Origin of the sequence: Pseudomonas fluorescens, from assembly GCF_012974785.1 — a bacterium.
GTDB classification, from domain to species: Bacteria; Pseudomonadota; Gammaproteobacteria; order Pseudomonadales; family Pseudomonadaceae; genus Aquipseudomonas; species Aquipseudomonas fluorescens_BT.
Map to the genome: position 1 here is coordinate 2,560,232 of NZ_CP027561.1, position 18,859 is coordinate 2,579,090.

Consider the following 18,859-nt stretch of genomic DNA (forward strand, 5'->3'; position numbering starts at 1 on the left):
CGTTCTCTCTATTGGCCGCTCAGTGGTCGGTGGAGCGGGTCAAGGCTTCCCACTGATCGATCTCGTCGCCTGCGTGTTTGAGCTTTTCACGCACAAGGCTCAACGCGTCACTGCCCAGGAGCACGTGTGCCGGTGGGGTCGGACTGGCGATGATCTGCAACATCGCTAGGGCTGCTTTTTGCGGGTCGCCGAGTTGCTTGCCGCTCTTTTCTGCACGCGCCTTGCGCACCGGATCGAAACTGGCGTCGTAGTCGGCAATGCTGCGCGGTGTGCGCTGCATCGAGCGACCGGCCCAGTCGGTTCGAAATGAACCCGGTGCGACGGCAGTCACGAAGATATTGAAGGGCTCCAGTTCTTTGCTCAGCGTATCGGAGATGCCTTCAAGCGCAAACTTGCTGCCGCAGTAGTAAGCGATTCCCGGCATCGTGATCGTGCCGCCCATCGAGGTGATATTGATGATGTGGCCCGCCCGCCGCTTGCGAAAGAAGGGCAGGAACGCCTTGATCACGGCAACGGCGCCGAACACGTTCACGTCGAACTGGCGGCGCATGTCTTCCAGCGGCGACTCTTCGAAGAGGCCTTCGTGACCGTAACCGGCATTGTTGATCAACACATCGACCGGGCCATGCGTCGCTTCAACCTGCGCGATGACTTCATCGATCCGGTCGAAGTCCGTGACATCCAGCATCACCCCGTAAGCGTTATCCACGGAGAGTGATTGAAAGGCGTGCAAGTCGGCTTCCTTGCGCACGGTGCCAATGACGCGGTGGCCGGCCGCGAGTGCTTCCTTGGCCAGCGCATGGCCGAAGCCGCTGCTGACGCCGGTAATGAAAAGGGTCTTGGTGGTGGTCATGACAGGCTCCGGTGAATGGGTTTCAGCCCATGGTATCCATCGAACAAGCGCCCACCTATGTCGGTTAGTCTTTGAGCATTGCCTATTCCTATCAGCGATGCGAGATAACGGCCGATGAACTTTTTACGTGGCTCCGGGCATCCAAGCAGGAACAGACCCAATGCGCTGATATCAGCCAAGGACAGACGATGACCTTTCTAATTTTCCTGTTGGCCTGCGGTGCGGCAGCGAGCACCGGGATGATTTTCCAACCGGGCCCATGGTACGAATCGCTGATCAAACCACGCTTCACACCCCCCAACTGGGTATTTCCCGTTGCCTGGACAACGATCTACCTTTTGCTCGCGTGGGTCGGCTATCGTCTGACCCTGACGCCCGGCAGCGAAACGGTACTCGCCTTGTGGGCGGCGCAAATTGCATTGAACACCCTGTGGACACCCGTGTTCTTCGGCGCACATCGACTCTTCGCCGGCATGCTGATCATCACGCTGCTGTGGCTGGTGGTCGCCGCGATGGTGGTGTTGGCCTTGCGCCTGGACGTGATTACCGGATTGATCCTGTTCCCTTATCTGGCATGGCTGTGTGTCGCGGCGGCGTTGAATTTTTCCATTCTGCGCAACAACCGCGAATAAAAAGGACGAAATGAAGACATCAATGGACTGGCCCGCAGACGAAAACGAGCTGGCGCAATTGCGCGCATTCAACAGGAAACTCGCCCGTCTGCCGCGCTTTCGCATCCGCAATCGCATCACGCCGCGAGTGATTCAGTTGCTGCTGCGCCTCAGCCAATTGGGCGGCGCAAGAAAGTTGCTCAAGCACGGGCTCGAGGCCGAACGCAAAGTGGTGGGCGTCGACGGCGCATCAGTGCCGGTGCGGATCATTCGGCCAAAGACAAAGGCCAAAGGCGTGGTGCTGGATTTTCATGGCGGTGGTTGGGTCATCGGCAACGCGCAGATGAACGATCCCCTCAACATCGCCATGGTGAAAGCCTGCGACGTGGCCGTGGTCTCCGTCGATTATCGGCTTGTGGTCTCGACACCGATCGAAGGCGTCATGCAGGACTGCCTCACGGCGGCACGCTGGCTGCTGAGCGATGACTGCCGCGAGTTTGCGAACCTGCCCGTCATCGTCGTGGGCGAGTCGGCCGGCGGCCACCTCGCCGCCGCGACCCTGCTGCAACTCAAACAATGGCCGGACTTGCTCAAACGGGTGAGCGGGGCGCTGCTGTACTACGGCGTCTACGACCTGACCGGAACCCCCAGCGTACGCAACGCCGGGCCCGAGACCTTGCTGCTGGATGGGCCTGGCATGGTTGAAGCGCTGCAAATGCTTACGCTGGGATTGAGCGATGAAGAACGCCGGCAGGCGCCGTTGTCTCCGTTGTACGGTGACTTCACCGGGTTTCCACCTGCGTTGATGTTTGCGGCGGAACTGGATCCGCTCAGGGATGACACGCTTGAGTTGGCTGAGCGTTGGGGTAGGGCGGCTGAGGTTGAAGTGCATTTGTTGCCGGAAACGGCGCATGGGGTGATTCATTTTCCGTTGGGGTTGGCGGGGAGGGTGCTTGGGTATAGTCGGGAGTGGGTTGCGGGGCGGGTTGTTGAGGGGTGAGGCCGATTTCGGGCGCTCATAAATGTCCGCTATCGGCCAAAAGCGGTCAATGACAATATTCGCAAAGGCTACCGCTCAGCTTCCCGAAGACCGATCTCGACTATTCGTTAGGTACAGCACCATCGCTGCACGAGCCGCATCTTTGATTACCTTCAGCCTCAACCAAGGTGATATTCGCGCCTTTATCAGCCAGGTGATACGCCAGCGAAGCGCCCACGATGCCGGCACTAATGACAACGACTCGTTTGTCCAGAGCATTTCCCATATCAACCTTCATTCTGTCGACCTGAAGGCGGTTTCAGTGTCTGCCTCTGGTCGATTTCTGCTTGTCGTAATGGGCAGCAGTTGTCGTCCAGAAAGCAGATGTAGATTCGTCTGAAGTGGCGAAATAGCTGCCAAAATCATCGTGTTAAAACGCCGCCTGAAATGGCAGCAAGATAAGCGCGCGAGTGTTGTTGGCACTGGAGGGTAGCGAAAAATCGTTCAGCTACTACGGTAAGCGTCATCAACGACTATAGTCATTGGTGAGCCAGAGCGAATCTGACCATTCCCCTGCCAACCTGGCCTAATCCAATTCCGCGATTACACGGCGGATCTTCTTGTGTTCCTTGATGCGGAACGTGAACGTTTCGCTGCCGAAATCACTCAGGCTCAGGCTGAGATCGAGGCAGCGTTGTCTTTTTTTGAACCCCTTGATGGTGGATGGAGTTATCCCGCCGGGCACGTCGCATCCCACTGAGCACGTCCCAACCACCCATCTATCAAGGTTCAAGCAATGAATACTTTAGAGTTCGATGATGCACAAAAAACCAATGGCGACCTGGTTCAGGGTCCGCTGCCGGCCGGCACTGTCGCGCCCGACTTCACTCTTCACGCAACCCCAGATCAACAGTTGTCGCTGCGCGAGTTAAAGGGGAACCCCGTGATACTGGCGTTTTATCCCGCTGACTGGACTTCGGTGTGTGGTGACCAACTGACCTTGTACAACCAGTTGTTACCCACCTTCAGAGAATACGGTGCGGTGCTATTGGGTATCTCGGTTGACAGCGCCTGGTGTCATCAGGCCTTTGCCAAAGATAGGAATTTTCACTTCAGCCTGCTGGCCGATTTCGAGCCCAAAGGGGCGGTGGCACGACAGTATGGAGCGTACGAGTCCCAGCTCGGAGTTTGTAAGAGGGCACTGTTCGTGATTGACAAGGAGGGGGTGGTCGCCTGGAGCTACGTCTCACCAATGGCAATCAACCCTGGGGCGGACGGCATTCTGGATGCGCTGGATGCTCTGGCGAATTCGCCACAAGGCACGCCAATCAAAAATTAACAGGTGATTACATGGCCACTCTCAAAGTCCCGGTAAGTGCCAACGACCATCGCCAGGGAAGTGCGCATGCCAAGGTCACCTTGGTCGAATTTGGCGACTATGAATGTCCCTATTGCGGTGAAGCTTATTGGATGGTCAAGAATCTGCAACAGCATTTTCGCGATGACTTGCTGTTTGTGTTCCGTAATTTCCCTCTGACCACCGCTCACCCCCATGCATTGGGTGCAGCGGTCACCGCTGAGTATGCCGGGAGTCGAGGATTCTTCTGGGAGGCCCACGACGAATTGTACGAAAATCAGGATCGATTGGGCCTGCCGCTGTATCGCGCCATCGTTCTCAAACACGGCCTTTCCAGGGAGGAATTCGATCTTGCAATGCAAGAGGATACTTACATTCCCAAAATACAAGCCGATTTCAATGGAGGTGTACGCAGTGGCGTGAATGGCACCCCAGCGTTTTACATTGACGGGCTTCGCTATGACGGAGTTCCAGAGTTTATCGGGATGAGTCAGATGATTGAGCTTTTGTTAGTGCGTGGACGAAATCGCTAGAGAGCCAAATCGGCTTGGCATCACCCACATCGGAGCCGAGGAAAAACCAACGTTAACTTCCTTTTACATTAAAGAGGTGGACACGGAGCCGGCAACTAATGAAATCTTTGAAGTATTATGAAGAAAATCGGCACGCCACATGGTTGGAGTTGTTTTTTGACCTGACTTTCGTTGTTACGATAGGCCAGGTTACGCACACTCTCGGACATGTTCATGACGGGCACTTTGAACATAAACAATTATGGACATTCTTACTGCTTTTTGTACCGTTGTGGTGGATCTGGTCCAGTCACACGATTTACTCCAACAGGTTCGATACAGACAGCAATCTTCACCGTTTGGCAACATTATTTATAATGCTCCTGCTCATTGTGCTATCGGCACGGATCGGAGAAGACCTGGAAGTGAACTACCCGCTTATTATTGCCTGCTATTTTGGAATACGAGCGATCATCAGTGTTATGTACATTTCATCCATTAGTAAACTCGATTCTCGCGGCGAACTTTCCTCAAGGCTTGGTTTCGCCCTATTAGTTAGCGCAGTTGTTAGCCTTTCATCCGTTATTTTTGACCCGCCCTTGCGTTACCTTGTTGCTTATATTGGGATTGTTCTTGATATTCTGTTTCCTGTATTTTTCTGGACTAAACTAAAACCGTTGCCAGCACACACGGAACACTTGGTTGAGCGCATAGGTCTACTCACCCTAATCTTATTGGGGGAGTCAATTATTAGCCTTTCCGGAGGCTTATCTAACATTCAATGGGGTTATTATAATGTGATGGCGGCCATCACCGGATTTATCATGATTTGCAGTGTCTGGTGGATCTATTTTGATAGTTTTTACTTATTGAACAAACATCAAAGCAGTATGAGTGGGCACGCCTTGATCTACTCGCACCTTTTTCTTTTTATGGGGCTGGCACTTCTGGCAAATTTGATTAGGCATGCGATCCTGAACGACATTGCGATACGCGATTTTCAGATTATGTCGATCACCGGCATGGCCTTGTTTTTCCTGGGGAAGCAATATGGCTATTTCATAGCTGTGAGTCGAATAAGGAAATAAATACTGCAAAACACCTTGATCGTGTTTTCTTTAGGTGGGTTAGTTATATTTCTACCGCGTGTCGAGTACATATTGGTCGGCTTGACAGTCACCATGATCTGTTATGTTCTCCTAAATTTCAGATATCGTTGAGTCTTGATTATCAGGCCACAGCTCGGGAAAAGTGATCACGCGGCTGGTCTGCGGTTTGCGCGCTGCCTACTACGTCATTCTCAGTGTCCGAGCGACATGCGACGCTACCCTTGGTCTCTTTGGGTTTGTAATCCTGGTGTCGTCGACCATAGTTAATAGCCGGATGCCCCTTTTAGCTATTGCGACCAGATAGCACCAGCCGCATCGTAACAACAGGAGCCACGTCATGGTCAAAGTAGCGCTGTTCGTTCGTCTGGAAGCAAAACCTGGGAAAGAGAAAGAGGTGGAGCGCTTTCTCTTGAGCGGCCTTCCTTTAGTGGAGGAGGAGCCAGCCACTACAGCCTGGTTTGGAATCCGCTTGGGGCCGTCTACCTTTGGCATCTTTGACGCATTCCCGGATGAAGCGGGCCGGCAGGCTCATCTTTCGGGCAAGGTCGCGGCGGCGCTTATGGCAAACGCTGCCGAGCTGTTTGCCGAACCGCCATCAATCGAGAAGGTTGACGTCCTTGCGGCCAAGCTACCCGGCTAAGCAAACCCCATAGGAAGCTCCAGTCAGTACTGGGAGGCCCACGATGTATTTGGTGAAAATCAGGATAGCCTGGGCCTGCTGCTGTTCCGGGCGGTGATCAATCAAAACACCTGTATTGAAGATAAATGTCATGGCTAAAGTGCCGTGTCCAGGATTCATGCCATGCTCGCGCGCTCGGTATAAGTGAAAGGATACGCGCGCAAATCGAGTCCATGGACGGCGTGGAAGCCGCACAGAATCTGCAAGGCAATGTGCTCATCACGGGTTTAGGCTGGGTAGGGTAGATTGTTTGCCGGGCACCGGTCGCTCATGGCGCGAAGATCTCCATCATTGATATAGAACCGGAGGTCATCCGCGCCGTGACACCTTATGGTTTCGTCAAGTGAGCATTCGTCGGCGTAGCAGTGACCGATGTTCAATGCGCTGCCGGACGCGGCTGCACTCCGAACTGCGCAACGATGTGCGTACCCAATTCCTCGATAACCTCCGCCGCAGGGCGCTTGCCATATTTGAGATTGAGAATGACGTGGTCCACGCCGATTTCCTCAAGCGACTCCAGCAAAAACCGTAGATGGTAACGTCCCAGTCTGAAACCCAAATGGATACGTGTGGGTGGCGTTGACGGATTCTCATCAACAAAAAGGGGACTGATTTATTTCCAGATTTAGTCAGCCGGGGTTATAGCCACCTTGCCTAACGAGTGGTGGTCACTGGATCGCTCACTCGCAATTTCTGCGAAAAAAAGAGTGCTACTGCATCCAATCCGAACGCCGCCGCGTATATCAAGCACGGACAGAATCTCCTGGCCGATTTTCCTCACAAAGGATCATCACGATGAAACGCATTTCGATCAAAACGCAATTGATTGCGGGCCTTCTGACCTTGGCGGCAGGTAGCGGATTAGTGTTCAACGCTGCGCATGCTGCATCGATGAGTCACGACAGCGTCATGGTCGGCGGTCAAAGCATGTTGCCGAACAAGGACATCGTCGACAACGCAGTGAACTCGGCCGATCACACCACCCTGGTCGCCGCTGTGAAAGCTGCCGGTCTTGTCGACACCCTCAAGGGAAAAGGGCCCTTTACTGTGTTTGCACCGGTCAATTCAGCCTTTACTGCTTTGCCCGCAGGAACGGTCGATATGTTGCTCAAGCCAGAAAACAAGGCAACCCTCACCAAGATCCTTACCTACCACGTCGTGAGCGGCAAACTGGACATGGCCACCCTTGCCGAAAAGATCAAGGCCGGAGGTGGCAAGACCGAACTGACCACCGTCTCGGGCGGAAAACTGTGGGCAATGATGAATGGTCCGCACAACATCACCATCAAAGATGAGAAGGGCGACGTCGCCGACATCAGTACTTATGACGTATACCAGTCGAACGGTGTGATACAGGTCATCGACAAAGTCCTGATGCCGAAAAGTTGACCGGCGTCGCCGGTCGATTTCAGCATGACCGGCGAGTCTTCCGAGGAGCCCACCCGTGAATGGAACAACCGCGCGCCGTGGGCTAACCTCTGGCTGCAATCGACTTGTAGGACCTCACGACCCAATCGTTTGGAGAAAGGCTATTCCCATCGCCGACACTGACCAACTCAAACACCTTCTAGCCCAGTGTTCTCTGGGTGACCGACGCGCTTTTGAAGCGCTGTATCGTAGCGTGAGTCCGCGTCTGCATGGCGTGGCGCTGCGGTTCATGGGACGCCCAGATCTGGCTGAGGAGGTGCTACAGGAAAGTTTTGTGCGTATCTGGAACAATGCTTCACGCTACCAATCGCAACTGTCGGCGCCGATGACCTGGATGATCAATATCACGCGAAATCAGGCCATCGACCAATTGCGAAAGCGTCGCGAACGTCCGCTGAGTGATCTCGACGCGCAGATGCTGGTAGACGACAGCCCCTCGGCACATGAACAATTGAACAGCTCCCGTGAGACCACTTCATTGAATCGGTGCCTAGATGAGCTCGAAGGGATGCAACGTCAATCAATCACCATTGCTTATTTTGAAGGGCTTTCCTGTTCAGAGCTGGCCGAGCACCTGTCGGCACCGCTCGGGTCAGTAAAGTCTTGGATCCGCCGAGGCATGGAGCGGTTGCGCAGGTGCCTCGAGTCATGAACTACCAAACTCCAAGTCTTCGTCGCGCACTTGCCGCAGATTATGCCATTGGGTTAATGCCACCAGCTGCACGCCGGCGCTTTGAGCAGCTTTTACTGGAGGACTCGGAACTTCGCGCAGAACTTTCGCAATGGCGGGAAAGCCTTGCGAGCCTTACCCAGTCTCTGCCTGAATCACCTGTACCGGATCGTGTATGGCGCGGAGTTACGGCGCGTATAGATCCGCAAACAATGCAGTTGCCTGTGAAGCGACCATTCTGGAGCTGGCTCCGGGTGACGATTGCAACATGTTCACTGGTTGCAGCAGTAACACTGAGCGTTATCTATAACCGTGACGAAGTTCGCTACAGTGCAACGTTGCGTAGTGCCGACGCACAGTCGTGGATGAGCATTGAAGCGCACGAGAATTATCTAAAAATCAAACCCCTGGCTTTGGCGAAGATAGAAAAAAATCGTAGCTTGGAAATGTGGGTTATTCCTTCAGATGGAAAGCCTGTTTCGCTAGGGGTGATACCCCCAGGCGGAGACGGGGAGATCAAGTTGGGCAGTGCGCAGAAAGCGCTTATTGGTGAGTCCATCACGTTGGCCATCAGTCTTGAACCCGAGGGTGGATCGCCAACAGGACAGCCGACTGGTCCGGTGCTGTATCAGGGCGTACTTTCGGCTCTATGACTCAGGGCTGCAAACCGTTAATTTTCGTGAGTAAACGGCTCACTGATCGATCGTTCAGAATTCTGATTCAACGCAACGCGCTCATGAACATAAACGGCAGCTTTTGGCGGAAAGCTGACGCCCGAACAAAAACGATTACTCCCCACCAACCCGCTTCAGCCAATTCCAAAACGGATCGCCCGATTCCTGCGCATCCATACTTTCAGTATCGCGAACAAGCTCCGATGCTCTCACCGGAATGCTCAACCCAAGCGTTCGCTCTACATGGGCCCGTAACAGAAGCGGCGGTGGCGGGTAATCGTCATCGCCGTATTCTTTTTCACGCACTTCTTCAGGCGCCAGCTGGAACTGCTCTGGCCAGCAGAGTTCGTCGTACCCGATAGCCAGCAGGCGCAATAGGTCCTGCACGTTGTCGGTTAAGACACAGAGCATGTCTGATCCTGACCCGGAACCTGGATGGACAATTCGTTGCTGTCCGTTGTCGTCTCGCCACAGTCCGGCCCACAAACCGTCACCACCGGTTCTCAAGCATATCGTTAGTCGGTGATTCATTTCGGGATCGTCACTTCGGGTCCATAGCGCAGTAAGGGCAGGATCCGGGACATAGAAGGTTGTCGTGGCAATATCGCTGTTTTCAGGTTCCGGATGCAGGGTCATGTAGCGCATGCCATCGCGACGTGTCCGGACACAGCCGTGTTCTTCCAATAGCTGAAGGGCTTGCTTCAGTAGCGGCGGCATCGGATTGCTGATGGGGAAGGCGGCGCAGATTTCCAAGAGCGGTTCACGCCACGAATACAAGTCCGGCTAGTGGGCCGCTACCCTGTCGACCGCCTATTGCCGATAGCTGAAATGTGATCTGTGTGCCACCCGTCTTGGCGATGCACGTGTGCGCTCAATCATGCCTGCTTGAATAGCCGATTGCTCAGCTGCATTGCCGCTTTGCAGGCAAGATGCCATCATCTGCCGAGCCCTGGAGCTTCATGCGATGCCCAGGATCTATATCGGCTGCATAAGGATGTATATGAACGTCGTGACTGTTAGAACAAAGGACGAACTGGCTACAGCTAGAAAGTCGGGTGTGGAGCAGATTGTTGTTCAGGGGGAACTCGCCGACAAGGTCAAGCGTGGAAAGAAGATTGCTTTTGCTAGTTCGATCACTCTCGCCGCTTTGGGAGCAGCGCTTGTTGCCACGCCATTGACCGGAGGCCTCTCATTTTTCGCCGCAGCCCCGGTCGCCGCGCTGACCGGGCTTGAAATCGCCGCCATTATTGCAGCTGCGTCGATTGGATTAGCACTCATAATTGCCTTGTTTAAGGACTATGAAGAGATTTCATATGAAAGCGGTAAGCTGGTGCTCAAAAAGAAATCATCATGAGTGTATTCATACCAAGCCCCATACTTTTTCTATGTAGTAAATGTAGCGATCTTTTGTACCGCTGGGGTTTGCGTTTCTAAAGTGCCGATCTATCCGAGTGAGGCAGGATAGATATATTTTTAAGTAATCCTGCTCTCAGGGTTGTTGGTTTGTCAGGATCGTTAAAATAAATGACCTTTGACATAAAACGGAGCAGGTCGCTTGAAGCGGACCTTTGCATCAGTGTGATTTAAAACGCGTTGCGTTGTGTGGGGTTGCATATGGTTATTGTCGTGATTGCTGCAATTGTTTTGGCTATCGTTGTTTTTAAGATGTTGCTTCCTCTTTTGGGGGAGATGATAGGTGTGGTAATTGGGGGAGTGTTATTACTTGGTGCAATTGCTCTGTGCGTGGCTTTTCCGCCGATCATTATTCTTTTCTTGTTTGTCGGCATTGTCATGGCTGGCAAAAATAAATCTAAGGGGAATGAGTCGCCATGTTAGAGGTAACGGGGATTCTGCCACTTATCGATCACATTGAGGGGCCGCAGGTTCAGTGCATGATCTTTTGAGGGAAAACCCTCATTGTTGTAACGCTGACGCCTTACTAGCATGAACTCCGACATTGACCCACTCGATGGAGAGCAGCATGGCTACCACGCAGACTGATGACAAGCGCCCAACCCCCGATCCGGCCGAGGACAATGCGTTTTTCCCCTCGCCGTATTCCCTCAGCCAGTTCACTTCGCCCAAATCCGATCTCAGTGATGCCGAGTACCCGAACCGTTACAAGGGCGGGCGCTGGAAGATTCTGATGATCGGCGCGGACGAGCGCTATCTGCTGACCGACAACGGCACGATGTTCTCCACGGGCAATCACCCGGTTGAAACGCTGCTGCCGATGTATCACCTCGACAAGGCCGGTTTCGGCTTCGATGTCGCGACGCTGTCGGGCAATCCGGTCAAGTTCGAATTCTGGGCCATGCCCTCCGAAGACGCCGAAGTGAAGGGCTTCTACGAGCAATACCGCGACAAGTTCAAGCGTCCACTCAAGCTGTCCCAAGTGATCGAGGAAGCGCTGGGCGAGGACTCGGATTATATCGGTGCGTTCATTCCCGGCGGGCACGGCGCGCTGATCGGCCTGCCGGAAAGCGAGGACGTGAAAAAGATCCTGCAATGGGCCGTCGCCAAGGACAAATTCGTCATTACTCTGTGCCACGGCCCGGCGGCGTTGCTGGCGGCCGGCCTCGGTGAAACAAAAGACTCGTGCATCTTCAACGGTTACCGGATTTGCGCCTTTCCTGATGCCCTGGATGCGACGACCCCCGACATCGGTTACATGCCCGGCCACCTGACCTGGAAGTTCGGCGAGCAGTTGCAGGCGCTCGGTGTGGAAATCACTAACCAGGACATTTCCGGGGCCACGCTTCAGGATCGCAAACTGCTGACCGGTGACAGTCCGCTGGCGGGTAACGCACTGGGCAAGCTGGCGGCGGCCGCGCTTCTGAAAGAGGTCACGCCGGGGTGAGTCCCGCACCTGCCGAGGCACTCTTGCGCGCCGCCCTCGACATCGAGGCGGCGCCCACGCTGGCGACGATCCAGAAGGTCGTCCGTGGTTTCGCCGGGGCGTATGGTTACGATCGATTCGTCCTGTTCTCCGCCACCTCGGCGTCGGAGGACGTGGTCGAGCGCATTTACTGGGTGGAAGGCGACTGGTTTGGCGACGGTATTGGCGTCGACGCCGAGACCTACGTTCAACGCTGCCCCGTGACACGCCATCTGTTGGACGCCCGCGAATCCTTCTTCTGGAGCAAAGTGCAGGAGGAGAACGGCGAACTTTATCGGATGGTTCGCGTGCCGAGTGGCCCTGGTGTGCACGGATTACAGATTCCGGTCTTCGGCCCGCAAGGGCTTGAAGGTGCCATGAGCCTGGGGGGCGAACAGATCGATGCCTCTGCGCGGATTCGTCTGGCGCTCGGCATGCTCGCCTCGGTGGCGTTTTACTCCGCCCGGCGATTGCTCGAAGCACCGCTGGAGGAGACGACCGGCAAACTGTCGAACCGTGAGCGCGAAGTGCTGGCGTGGGTCGCCGCCGGTCGACGTCAGTCGGACATCGCCGCCACGCTCGGTTTGTCCGGGCGCACGGTGGAAAATCACCTGCGTTCGGCTCGTCGGCATCTTGGCGTGGCCACTACCGCTCAGGCCATCAAGATTGCCATTCGCAAGGGGGAAATAAAGGGGTGAGGTTCGCACTCTGCCCGTGCCGTGCTTGAACGACCGTGCAAAACTTCTATGATGCAAAGGGCCTGCGCCGGTGGTCTGTAACCGGCGCCGCCCCGGGCCAAACTGATCGGCCGTGAGGCTGACCTGCAACGGGTCATCGACCCTATGCAGCAACGACCCAAAATGGGACACAAAAATGGGGACCAAAACCCGCCCTTCTTCATTTTTTGCCTTCAGCTCAAGTGGTTAGCTGCCAAGTAAGTGCCATTCAAATCTGTCCCGATTTTTTAGCTTTCATTATTGGTATAGCGCTCATGGCCCGTCAGGGCCGAATTATAAGGATTGGGGCCATGACACAGAAAACTCCTGCATTTCGCTCAATCAAATCGCATGAAGAAACCCTTAGCGCTACTGAAATTGTCGAACGTTTCGAGGCAGTAACCGGGTGTTCCCTGCACCCGACGAATGCTGGGAATGCTGCCAAAGTACTCGGTCTCGACTATATCGAGGTTAAGCAAGAGGTCACCTCTGGGGTTTGGACGGTGCAAAAGCGTTACTCGATTCTAGACATTGATTTTATCTTTGAACGACTTAAGGCGCTTGCAGACAACCGAGCCAGATATCAATGAAAAGGGTCAACACCACTCAAAGCTAGACGCCCCCTTTGGTTCACTTTTCTCTTTTATCTCAGGATCGGCTTGAACGTTGCTCAACTGCCCAAAAGTTTCATCGCCCCAGGGCTTCCGAAGCGTCGGACCACTCGGCGATAAATAAATCAGATATGGGATATTTCAAAAAAGGGGACGGATTTATTTTCTGAAAATAAATCCGTCCCCTTTTCCCGTTGGCGCGCCGCTCCTGCCAGGCAGACAGGGATCCCAATGGGCGCACAGGTTGTCATGGATAATCAGGAGTGAACCGGGTAATCCACATAGCCACGCTGGTCGCCACCGAAGAACGTGCTCGGGTCTGGGGTATTGAGCGACAACCCGTCGCGAATTCGCCTTGGCAGATCGGGGTTGGCCAGAAACGGTCGGCCGAACGCGATGATGTCCGCGCGGCCATCAATCAGGGCCTGTTCCGCCGTCTCGGGGTCGTAGCCTCCGGCGATCATCAGCACGCCGTGCCAGTCCGCACGCAGCTGACTGATGATGGCGTCCCAACGCGGATCGTAGTTTTCATCCTTGACGGTGCCTACGACGGCGGGCTCGACCAGATGCAGGTAGGCCAGTTTCCAGCGATTCAACGAACGTACGATATAGCCGAACGTCGCTTCAGGCGTTTCATCGCCCATGCCCATGAAGCGCCCCATCGGCGTCAGACGAACGCTCACGCGCTCTTCACCGATTTCGTCGACCACAGCGGCGACCACTTCCAGCAACAGGCGTGCACGATTTTCCAGGTTGCCACCGTACGAATCTTCGCGCTGGTTACTGTTGCTGTTGATGAATTGATCGAGCAGATAACCATTGCCCGCGTGAATTTCCACGCCATCCATCCCGGCGTTCAGCGCATTGCGCGCGGCTCGGCGGTAGTCGCTGATGACATCGGCAATTTCCGACGTCTGCAGTGCGCGCGGCACCGGCACATCTCCCCAGATCCCGTTGCCATCCGCATCGACGATGAAGGTCTTGCCCGGGACGGGCAATGCGCTCGGGGCCACCGGCAATGCGTTGTCGGGTTGAAAGCTGGGGTGGGATACGCGACCCACGTGCCAAAGCTGCATGAAGATCAACCCGCCAGCCTCATGTATCTGGCGGCTGACTTCGCGCCAGGCCTGCACCTGTTCATCGCTATAGATTCCAGGCGTCCAGGCATAGCCCTGGCCCTGGCGGGAAATCTGCGTTGCTTCGGTGATGATCAACGCGGCACTTGCGCGTTGGCGGTAGTACTCGGCGTTCATGGCCGTCGGGATGTCGCCGGGTTGTCCGGCGCGTGAGCGGGTCAGCGGCGCCATCGCCACCCGATGGGGGAGTGTGTAGGGGCCCAGGGCGATAGGGCGGAACAGGTGCTGCGTCATGAGAGTTCTCCAGTCTTTGTAAAGCGTCGGCAGAGGGTGTCGGACGCTGGGTCTGGCACCGGATGGCCTTACGTTAAGCGGATGCTCTGCGCTTGATAATCCATGCGTGTCGCTACGCTGCATTGCGTGGAATGCAACGCTGCGACGTTCAGGACGGTTGTTCCGAGCGAGTCAGAGGAAGGTTCAACCAGCGCCGGCCGGTGGCGTTCGTCACGGCATTGCCGATGGCCGCCGCCATGGGGCCCTGGACGATTTCGGCAGCCCCCAGAAACGGCTGTCCGGGCTGGTCGAGCAGATGAACGTCGACCTTTTTCGGTACCTGCGTAAAGCGCAGGATCGGGTAGCCACTCCAGTCGTAGCTGCGTATGCCGCCGGCGTCATAGGCGACTTTTTCATACAGCGTCCAACTGGTGGACTGGACAATCCCGCCTTCGACCTGATTGCGCAGCCCGTCGGGATTGACGATCTGTCCCACGTCCACTGCCGTGACGACATGATCGATCTGCACTTCGCCGGTCTGCGGATGCACCCGAAGACGCACGGCGATGGCGCAATAGCCCATGATGTTTTTGTAGCGAGCGAATGCGAAGCCGAGGCCCGCGCCAGGCTCGCTGCTTTTTTGCGGCCAGTCGACAGCGTCGCGAACCTGCTCCACCACGGCCCGTGCCCGGGGATCCGTCAGGTGCGCAAGGCGCAAGGCAACCGGATCAGCCCCGGCACTGGCGGCCAGCTCGTCCAGGCACGCTTCAATCGCGAAGATGTTGATGTGCGCGCCGAGCGAGCGCATGGCCGAGGTGCGAAACGGCATCTCGGTGACGAAATTCATGTTGATGCGCTTGGAGGCCAATGTGTACAGCGGCACCGCATTGCGATCCCCGTCGCCTTCAGGTTGTGCGATCGGCACCGACGGCGCGGAGACGAAGGGGCGAGCCAGAAGTCGCGCCGGAAGCAATCGTCCGGCATTGACGATGCGTTCGTTGTGCGGTGTTGTCCACAGTTCATAATTCCAGTCCTGCAGTCTTGCGTGTGCATCGAGGTTGGCTTGCACTTCGGTGACCATCGCTGAACTGTAGGGCTCCCAGAGGTTCTCCTGTTCGCGCATCCATTGCACTCGCACCGGCGTGCCCGGCAGTTGCATCGCAATCAACGCTGCGTCGGCCGCCGCGTCGTCTGCGCCGTTGTGGCCGTAGCAGCCGGAGCCTTCGGTATGAATACAACGAACGCGCTCTGGGGGTAATCGCACCATTTCGGCGATCCCGGCACGCAGGGGATACACGCCCTGAGTGTGGGTCCAGACGGTGAGGGTGCCGTCCTTGAACCAGGCCACGGCGCATGACGGGCCGATGGAGCCGTGCATCAGATACTGCTTGGTCACGCGTGCGCGATAGCTGTGGTCGGTCGTGCCCCGCGGCGTGCCCTCCTGGCTGATGGGGTAGCGGCGTGAGGGGAGGGTCTCCAGCAACCCATGGATGTCTTGCGCCTCGGGTATCGCCTGTCCGCCAGTCCAGCGCGCCGATTCGTAGCCGCTGCGCATGGCTTTGATGGCTTGCCACTCGTCACGCGCCACCACGGCCAGATAGTTGCCGTCGCGAATCACCTGCACCACACCGGGCAGCGTTTCGATCGATTGCGCGTCGAAGGTTTCCAGTGTGCAGCCTGGCCGAGGCGGGCGTATGACCCGGGCGTGCAGCATGCCCGGCAGACGTATGTCCTGAACAAACGCGGCGCCGCCGCTGACTTTGGCCGGAATATCCAGCCGCTGCAGCGAATGGCCGATCACCTTGAATGATGTCGCGGACACGCTCGGCGATTCGGCTTTGGCGTAGAGGTGCAGATCGACGTTTTTGACGGCATCGGCATAGGACATTGTTTGTCCGGTGGGGCCGTGAATGATGCCTTCCCGGGTCGTCAGCCGGGCAGGCGCTATCTCCCAGCTTCGCCCGGCTGACGCCAACAGCAGCTCTCGCACCTGTGCCGCCGCATTGAACAGCGCGGTTCCGCTGTCGAAAATGCTGTGGCTGCCGGCGGTATAGCCCTCGTTGGGTGTCAGTGCGGTGTCGGCGGTCAGCAGGTTGATCGCTGTCGGGGACACCTCCAGACGTTCAGCGGCAATTTGCAGCAAGGCTGTTTTGACGCCGGTGCCCAGTTCAACCTTGCCGGTGTAGACGGTGATGCCTTCAGGGCCGACGCGGATCCAGGCATCAAGCCAGGGGTTGGTACGCAGGCTGCCGGGGAGGTCAGGCGCCAGCACCACGGTGCCAAGCGTATCGACTTCGGTGTCCGCCCAGGCACGCCGCGTTGCGGGCAGCAGGGTAAACGCTACCAGCAAGGCGCCTCCACGCAAGAATGCGCGGCGACCGTGATCGACCTCTTTGATCCTTGTCATGGTGCGCTCCCGTTTTGCCCGGCCACCAGGCTGATCGCTTCGATAATCCGCAAGTGAGTGCCGCAGCGACACAGGTTGCCTGCCATGTGCTCGCGAATGGTCTCTTCGTCCGGGTGTGGGTTGCTTTCCAGCAATGCCTGCGCGCGCATCAACATGCCGGCAATGCAGTAACCGCACTGAGCCGCCTGTTTGTCGATAAAGGCTTGTTGCAAAGGGCCGGGATGTTCGGCGGTGCCGAGGCTTTCGACCGTTCTGACTTTTTTGCCATCAAGGCCCGCGCAGGGTGTCAGGCAGGAAAAAACGGGCTGGTCATCGACGATGACGGTGCAAGCGCCGCATTGCCCCAGACCGCACCCGTACTTGGCGCCGTTCAATCCCAGATGATTGCGCAGCGCGTAGAGCAGCGGCATGTCAGGTTCCAGCTCCAGAGTCTGGGCGGAGCCGTTGACGTTGAGTGTGAGGTGGGTCATTTCGTCTCCTGACGTAGCGCTTCGAGAGTGGCAGAAAGGTCTGTCCAGGGCTGGTCGGGTCTGGCTTGTCGACGCAGGTATGTCGCCAGGGCTGTGAGTTGATCGTTGTCGAGGCTGGCGGCAAACGGCGGCATCACCGGTCCGGGCAAGCCCGGCGTTACCGGGATGCCTTCGAGCACGGTTTTCAGGAAATTGCGCGGGTGTAAGGCTTGCAGCGCTGACGTGCGATCCAGTGACGGACGCCCGTCGATTTCGCGCATAGGTGCCGCGGCGGCATGGCAGCCGGCGCAGGCGCTGGCGAACAGCAGGGCGCCCGTGGACTGATCGGAGAGGCCTGCGTTCGCCGTTGCATCTTGCGTTTCGGTGATCGCTTTGTTTGCCGGCAGGCTCAGCAGATACTCGGCAATCGCCTGTGCATCACCGACCGGCAAGGCGGCCAGACCGAGGCTGACCGGGCGCATCGGGCCGGCCGCCGTGCCGTGTCCGTCCACCACGTCGGCCCGCAGATAGCTCACCAACTGATCGTTGCTCCACGCTTTTGCACGGTGAGCCATGCCGAGCAGCGACGGTGCTTCCCAGCCGTCCACGACACCGCCCGACAGGCTTTCACCGGACTTCTCGGCACCGATCAGGTTCAACGGAGAATGACAGCCTGCGCAGTGCCCGGGCCCTTCGACGAGATAGCGCCCGCGATTCCATGTATCAGATTGCTGCGCCATTGGCGTCAGTGGTTTTGCATGCAAGAACAGCAGATTCCAGAACGACACCAGCGGGCGGATGTTCATCGGGAAATTCATGCGGTTTTCCCGCGGCGGCGAGTTCACGGCCGGGCCGCTCATCAAATAGGCATAGGCATCGGCGATGTCCTCTGCGGTCATGCGCCGGTAGTGAACGTACGGAAAGGCCGGGTACAGGAAGTGGCCGTCGCGGGAGATTCCTTCACGCATCGCCCGTTCGAACGCCGGCAGCGACCATTGCCCGATGCCGGTCTGCGGATCGGGTGTGATGTTGGTGCTGTAGAGCGTGCCGAACGGCGTCACCAGGGGCAGTCCCCCCGCCAGGTGTTGGCCGCCGGGACGTGTATGGCACACGGCACAGTCACCGGCCTCGACCACTCGCGCACCGCGCTGCAGTTGCTCGGAACTGAATGTTCGCGGACGTTCGACGGGCTCGATCGCCGGGCGCCACATCAGTACGACAGCCCCGATTGCACCGAGTGAAGCGACGACTGCTGCGCTGATCCACAGAGGCTTGGATCTCAAGAACTGACCTTTCATGAGGACGTGACCTGCGAGAGACGCGGGGCGGGCATCAATGACGGATTCGAGACCATGAAGAGCTCCTTGGGCGACCGGGAAGGGGCGCCGATGGGGAGCCCTGTGCCAAGTACTCAAGGGTAGAGAGGATGTCGGCGTTCGGGTATTGCCGGAGCACGCAACAGAGTATTGCGTCAACAGCAACGTGCCGTTCGTTGCGGATGACGCATCACTCAATTGCCCGAAGGATGGATTCTCGGGGGCGACCGGAGTCCTTAGCCTTGCCATCACTTTCGCAAA

At 56.8% G+C, this 18,859-nt stretch carries 20 protein-coding genes and 3 pseudogenes; 15 read left to right on the top strand and 8 right to left on the bottom strand.

Annotated features, from left to right (window positions below):
* Positions 1 to 19: 19 nt before the first annotated feature.
* On the bottom strand, positions 20 to 853 hold the full coding sequence (locus C6Y56_RS11375; RefSeq protein ID WP_169429943.1) for an oxidoreductase: 834 nt from the start codon (positions 851 to 853) through the stop codon (positions 20 to 22).
* Between the two features lie 188 nt (positions 854 to 1,041).
* Between C6Y56_RS11375 and tspO the strand changes: the two genes are divergently transcribed.
* Both tspO and C6Y56_RS11385 read left to right on the top strand, forming a co-directional pair.
* The gene (tspO, locus tag C6Y56_RS11380; protein WP_169429944.1) at positions 1,042 to 1,485 is read left to right on the top strand and encodes a tryptophan-rich sensory protein TspO; all 444 of its coding nucleotides are present in this window, start codon (positions 1,042 to 1,044) and stop codon (positions 1,483 to 1,485) included.
* Between the two features lie 10 nt (positions 1,486 to 1,495).
* A complete protein-coding gene (locus C6Y56_RS11385; protein ID WP_169429945.1) occupies positions 1,496 to 2,464 on the top strand; it encodes an alpha/beta hydrolase in 969 nt (322 codons plus the stop codon).
* Positions 2,465 to 2,615: 151 nt separating this feature from the next.
* Here C6Y56_RS11385 and C6Y56_RS29145 read toward each other — a convergent pair.
* Positions 2,616 to 2,729 (bottom strand): annotated as a pseudogene (locus C6Y56_RS29145) (FAD-dependent oxidoreductase); the annotation flags it as partial.
* A 510-nt stretch (positions 2,730 to 3,239) separates the two neighbouring features.
* On the opposite strand from C6Y56_RS29145, the gene C6Y56_RS11390 reads away from it, so the two are divergent.
* The 5 genes and pseudogenes from C6Y56_RS11390 to C6Y56_RS29150 all read left to right on the top strand — a co-directional run.
* Positions 3,240 to 3,782, top strand: coding sequence for a redoxin domain-containing protein (locus C6Y56_RS11390; RefSeq protein WP_169429946.1), 543 nt, complete (start codon positions 3,240 to 3,242; stop codon positions 3,780 to 3,782).
* 11 nt (positions 3,783 to 3,793) lie between these two features.
* Entirely contained in the window at positions 3,794 to 4,333 is a 540-nt protein-coding gene (locus C6Y56_RS11395) for a DsbA family protein (RefSeq protein ID WP_070086726.1), read from the top strand.
* Positions 4,334 to 4,431: 98 nt separating this feature from the next.
* Positions 4,432 to 5,400, top strand: a complete 969-nt coding sequence (locus tag C6Y56_RS11400) for a low temperature requirement protein A (protein ID WP_249314392.1) — start codon at positions 4,432 to 4,434, stop codon at positions 5,398 to 5,400.
* 358 nt (positions 5,401 to 5,758) lie between these two features.
* Entirely contained in the window at positions 5,759 to 6,061 is a 303-nt protein-coding gene (locus tag C6Y56_RS11405; RefSeq protein ID WP_025569629.1) for a putative quinol monooxygenase, read from the top strand.
* A gap of 194 nt (positions 6,062 to 6,255) precedes the next feature.
* Positions 6,256 to 6,438, top strand: a pseudogene (locus C6Y56_RS29150) (monovalent cation:proton antiporter-2 (CPA2) family protein); the annotation flags it as partial.
* A gap of 38 nt (positions 6,439 to 6,476) precedes the next feature.
* Here the strand turns inward: C6Y56_RS29150 and C6Y56_RS11410 are convergent.
* Positions 6,477 to 6,698: pseudogene (locus C6Y56_RS11410) on the bottom strand (LLM class flavin-dependent oxidoreductase); the annotation flags it as partial.
* A 197-nt stretch (positions 6,699 to 6,895) separates the two neighbouring features.
* Here C6Y56_RS11410 and C6Y56_RS11415 point away from each other — a divergent pair.
* From C6Y56_RS11415 to C6Y56_RS11425, 3 genes are read left to right on the top strand one after another with little or no spacing between them, the layout of a single operon-like run.
* The gene (locus tag C6Y56_RS11415) at positions 6,896 to 7,489 is read left to right on the top strand and encodes a fasciclin domain-containing protein (RefSeq protein ID WP_169429947.1); all 594 of its coding nucleotides are present in this window, start codon (positions 6,896 to 6,898) and stop codon (positions 7,487 to 7,489) included.
* Between the two features lie 55 nt (positions 7,490 to 7,544).
* On the top strand, positions 7,545 to 8,180 hold the full coding sequence (locus C6Y56_RS11420; RefSeq protein WP_169429948.1) for a sigma-70 family RNA polymerase sigma factor: 636 nt from the start codon (positions 7,545 to 7,547) through the stop codon (positions 8,178 to 8,180).
* A complete protein-coding gene (locus tag C6Y56_RS11425) occupies positions 8,177 to 8,851 on the top strand; it encodes an anti-sigma factor (protein WP_169429949.1) in 675 nt (224 codons plus the stop codon). The genes C6Y56_RS11420 and C6Y56_RS11425 overlap by 4 nt, the downstream gene beginning before the upstream one ends.
* A 135-nt stretch (positions 8,852 to 8,986) precedes the next feature.
* On the opposite strand, the gene C6Y56_RS11430 is transcribed toward C6Y56_RS11425, so the two are convergent.
* Positions 8,987 to 9,625 carry a hypothetical protein gene (locus C6Y56_RS11430; RefSeq protein WP_169429950.1) on the bottom strand — a complete coding sequence of 213 codons (639 nt, stop codon included), beginning with the start codon at positions 9,623 to 9,625 and terminating at the stop codon, positions 8,987 to 8,989.
* 247 nt (positions 9,626 to 9,872) lie between these two features.
* Here C6Y56_RS11430 and C6Y56_RS11435 point away from each other — a divergent pair, with 247 nt between their 5' ends.
* The 5 genes from C6Y56_RS11435 to C6Y56_RS11455 all read left to right on the top strand — a co-directional run bounded on the left by C6Y56_RS11435 (position 9,873) and on the right by C6Y56_RS11455 (position 13,056).
* Positions 9,873 to 10,226 (top strand): hypothetical protein, encoded by a 354-nt coding sequence (locus C6Y56_RS11435; RefSeq protein ID WP_169429951.1) that lies wholly within the window; start codon positions 9,873 to 9,875, stop codon positions 10,224 to 10,226.
* A gap of 260 nt (positions 10,227 to 10,486) precedes the next feature.
* Complete coding sequence (locus C6Y56_RS11440) at positions 10,487 to 10,708, top strand: hypothetical protein (protein ID WP_169429952.1); 222 nt, start codon at positions 10,487 to 10,489, stop codon at positions 10,706 to 10,708.
* A 145-nt stretch (positions 10,709 to 10,853) separates the two neighbouring features.
* Positions 10,854 to 11,732 (top strand): glyoxalase III HchA, encoded by an 879-nt coding sequence (hchA, locus tag C6Y56_RS11445; protein ID WP_169429953.1) that lies wholly within the window; start codon positions 10,854 to 10,856, stop codon positions 11,730 to 11,732.
* On the top strand, positions 11,729 to 12,448 hold the full coding sequence (locus C6Y56_RS11450) for a PA1136 family autoinducer-binding transcriptional regulator (protein ID WP_169429954.1): 720 nt from the start codon (positions 11,729 to 11,731) through the stop codon (positions 12,446 to 12,448). Before hchA ends, C6Y56_RS11450 begins: the two co-directional genes overlap by 4 nt.
* Positions 12,449 to 12,777: 329 nt before the next feature.
* Entirely contained in the window at positions 12,778 to 13,056 is a 279-nt protein-coding gene (locus C6Y56_RS11455) for a hypothetical protein (protein ID WP_169429955.1), read from the top strand.
* A gap of 278 nt (positions 13,057 to 13,334) precedes the next feature.
* Here C6Y56_RS11455 and C6Y56_RS11460 read toward each other — a convergent pair whose 3' ends face one another.
* The 4 genes from C6Y56_RS11460 to C6Y56_RS11475 form a co-directional block, all read right to left on the bottom strand.
* Positions 13,335 to 14,447 (bottom strand): alkene reductase, encoded by a 1,113-nt coding sequence (locus C6Y56_RS11460; RefSeq protein ID WP_169429956.1) that lies wholly within the window; start codon positions 14,445 to 14,447, stop codon positions 13,335 to 13,337.
* Between the two features lie 148 nt (positions 14,448 to 14,595).
* Positions 14,596 to 16,833 carry a xanthine dehydrogenase family protein molybdopterin-binding subunit gene (locus C6Y56_RS11465; protein ID WP_169429957.1) on the bottom strand — a complete coding sequence of 746 codons (2,238 nt, stop codon included), beginning with the start codon at positions 16,831 to 16,833 and terminating at the stop codon, positions 14,596 to 14,598.
* Positions 16,830 to 17,303, bottom strand: coding sequence for a (2Fe-2S)-binding protein (locus C6Y56_RS11470; RefSeq protein ID WP_169429958.1), 474 nt, complete (start codon positions 17,301 to 17,303; stop codon positions 16,830 to 16,832). Before C6Y56_RS11470 ends, C6Y56_RS11465 begins: the two co-directional genes overlap by 4 nt.
* Positions 17,300 to 18,565 carry a cytochrome c gene (locus C6Y56_RS11475; protein ID WP_432760320.1) on the bottom strand — a complete coding sequence of 422 codons (1,266 nt, stop codon included), beginning with the start codon at positions 18,563 to 18,565 and terminating at the stop codon, positions 17,300 to 17,302. Before C6Y56_RS11475 ends, C6Y56_RS11470 begins: the two co-directional genes overlap by 4 nt.
* Positions 18,566 to 18,859: the final 294 nt, after the last annotated feature.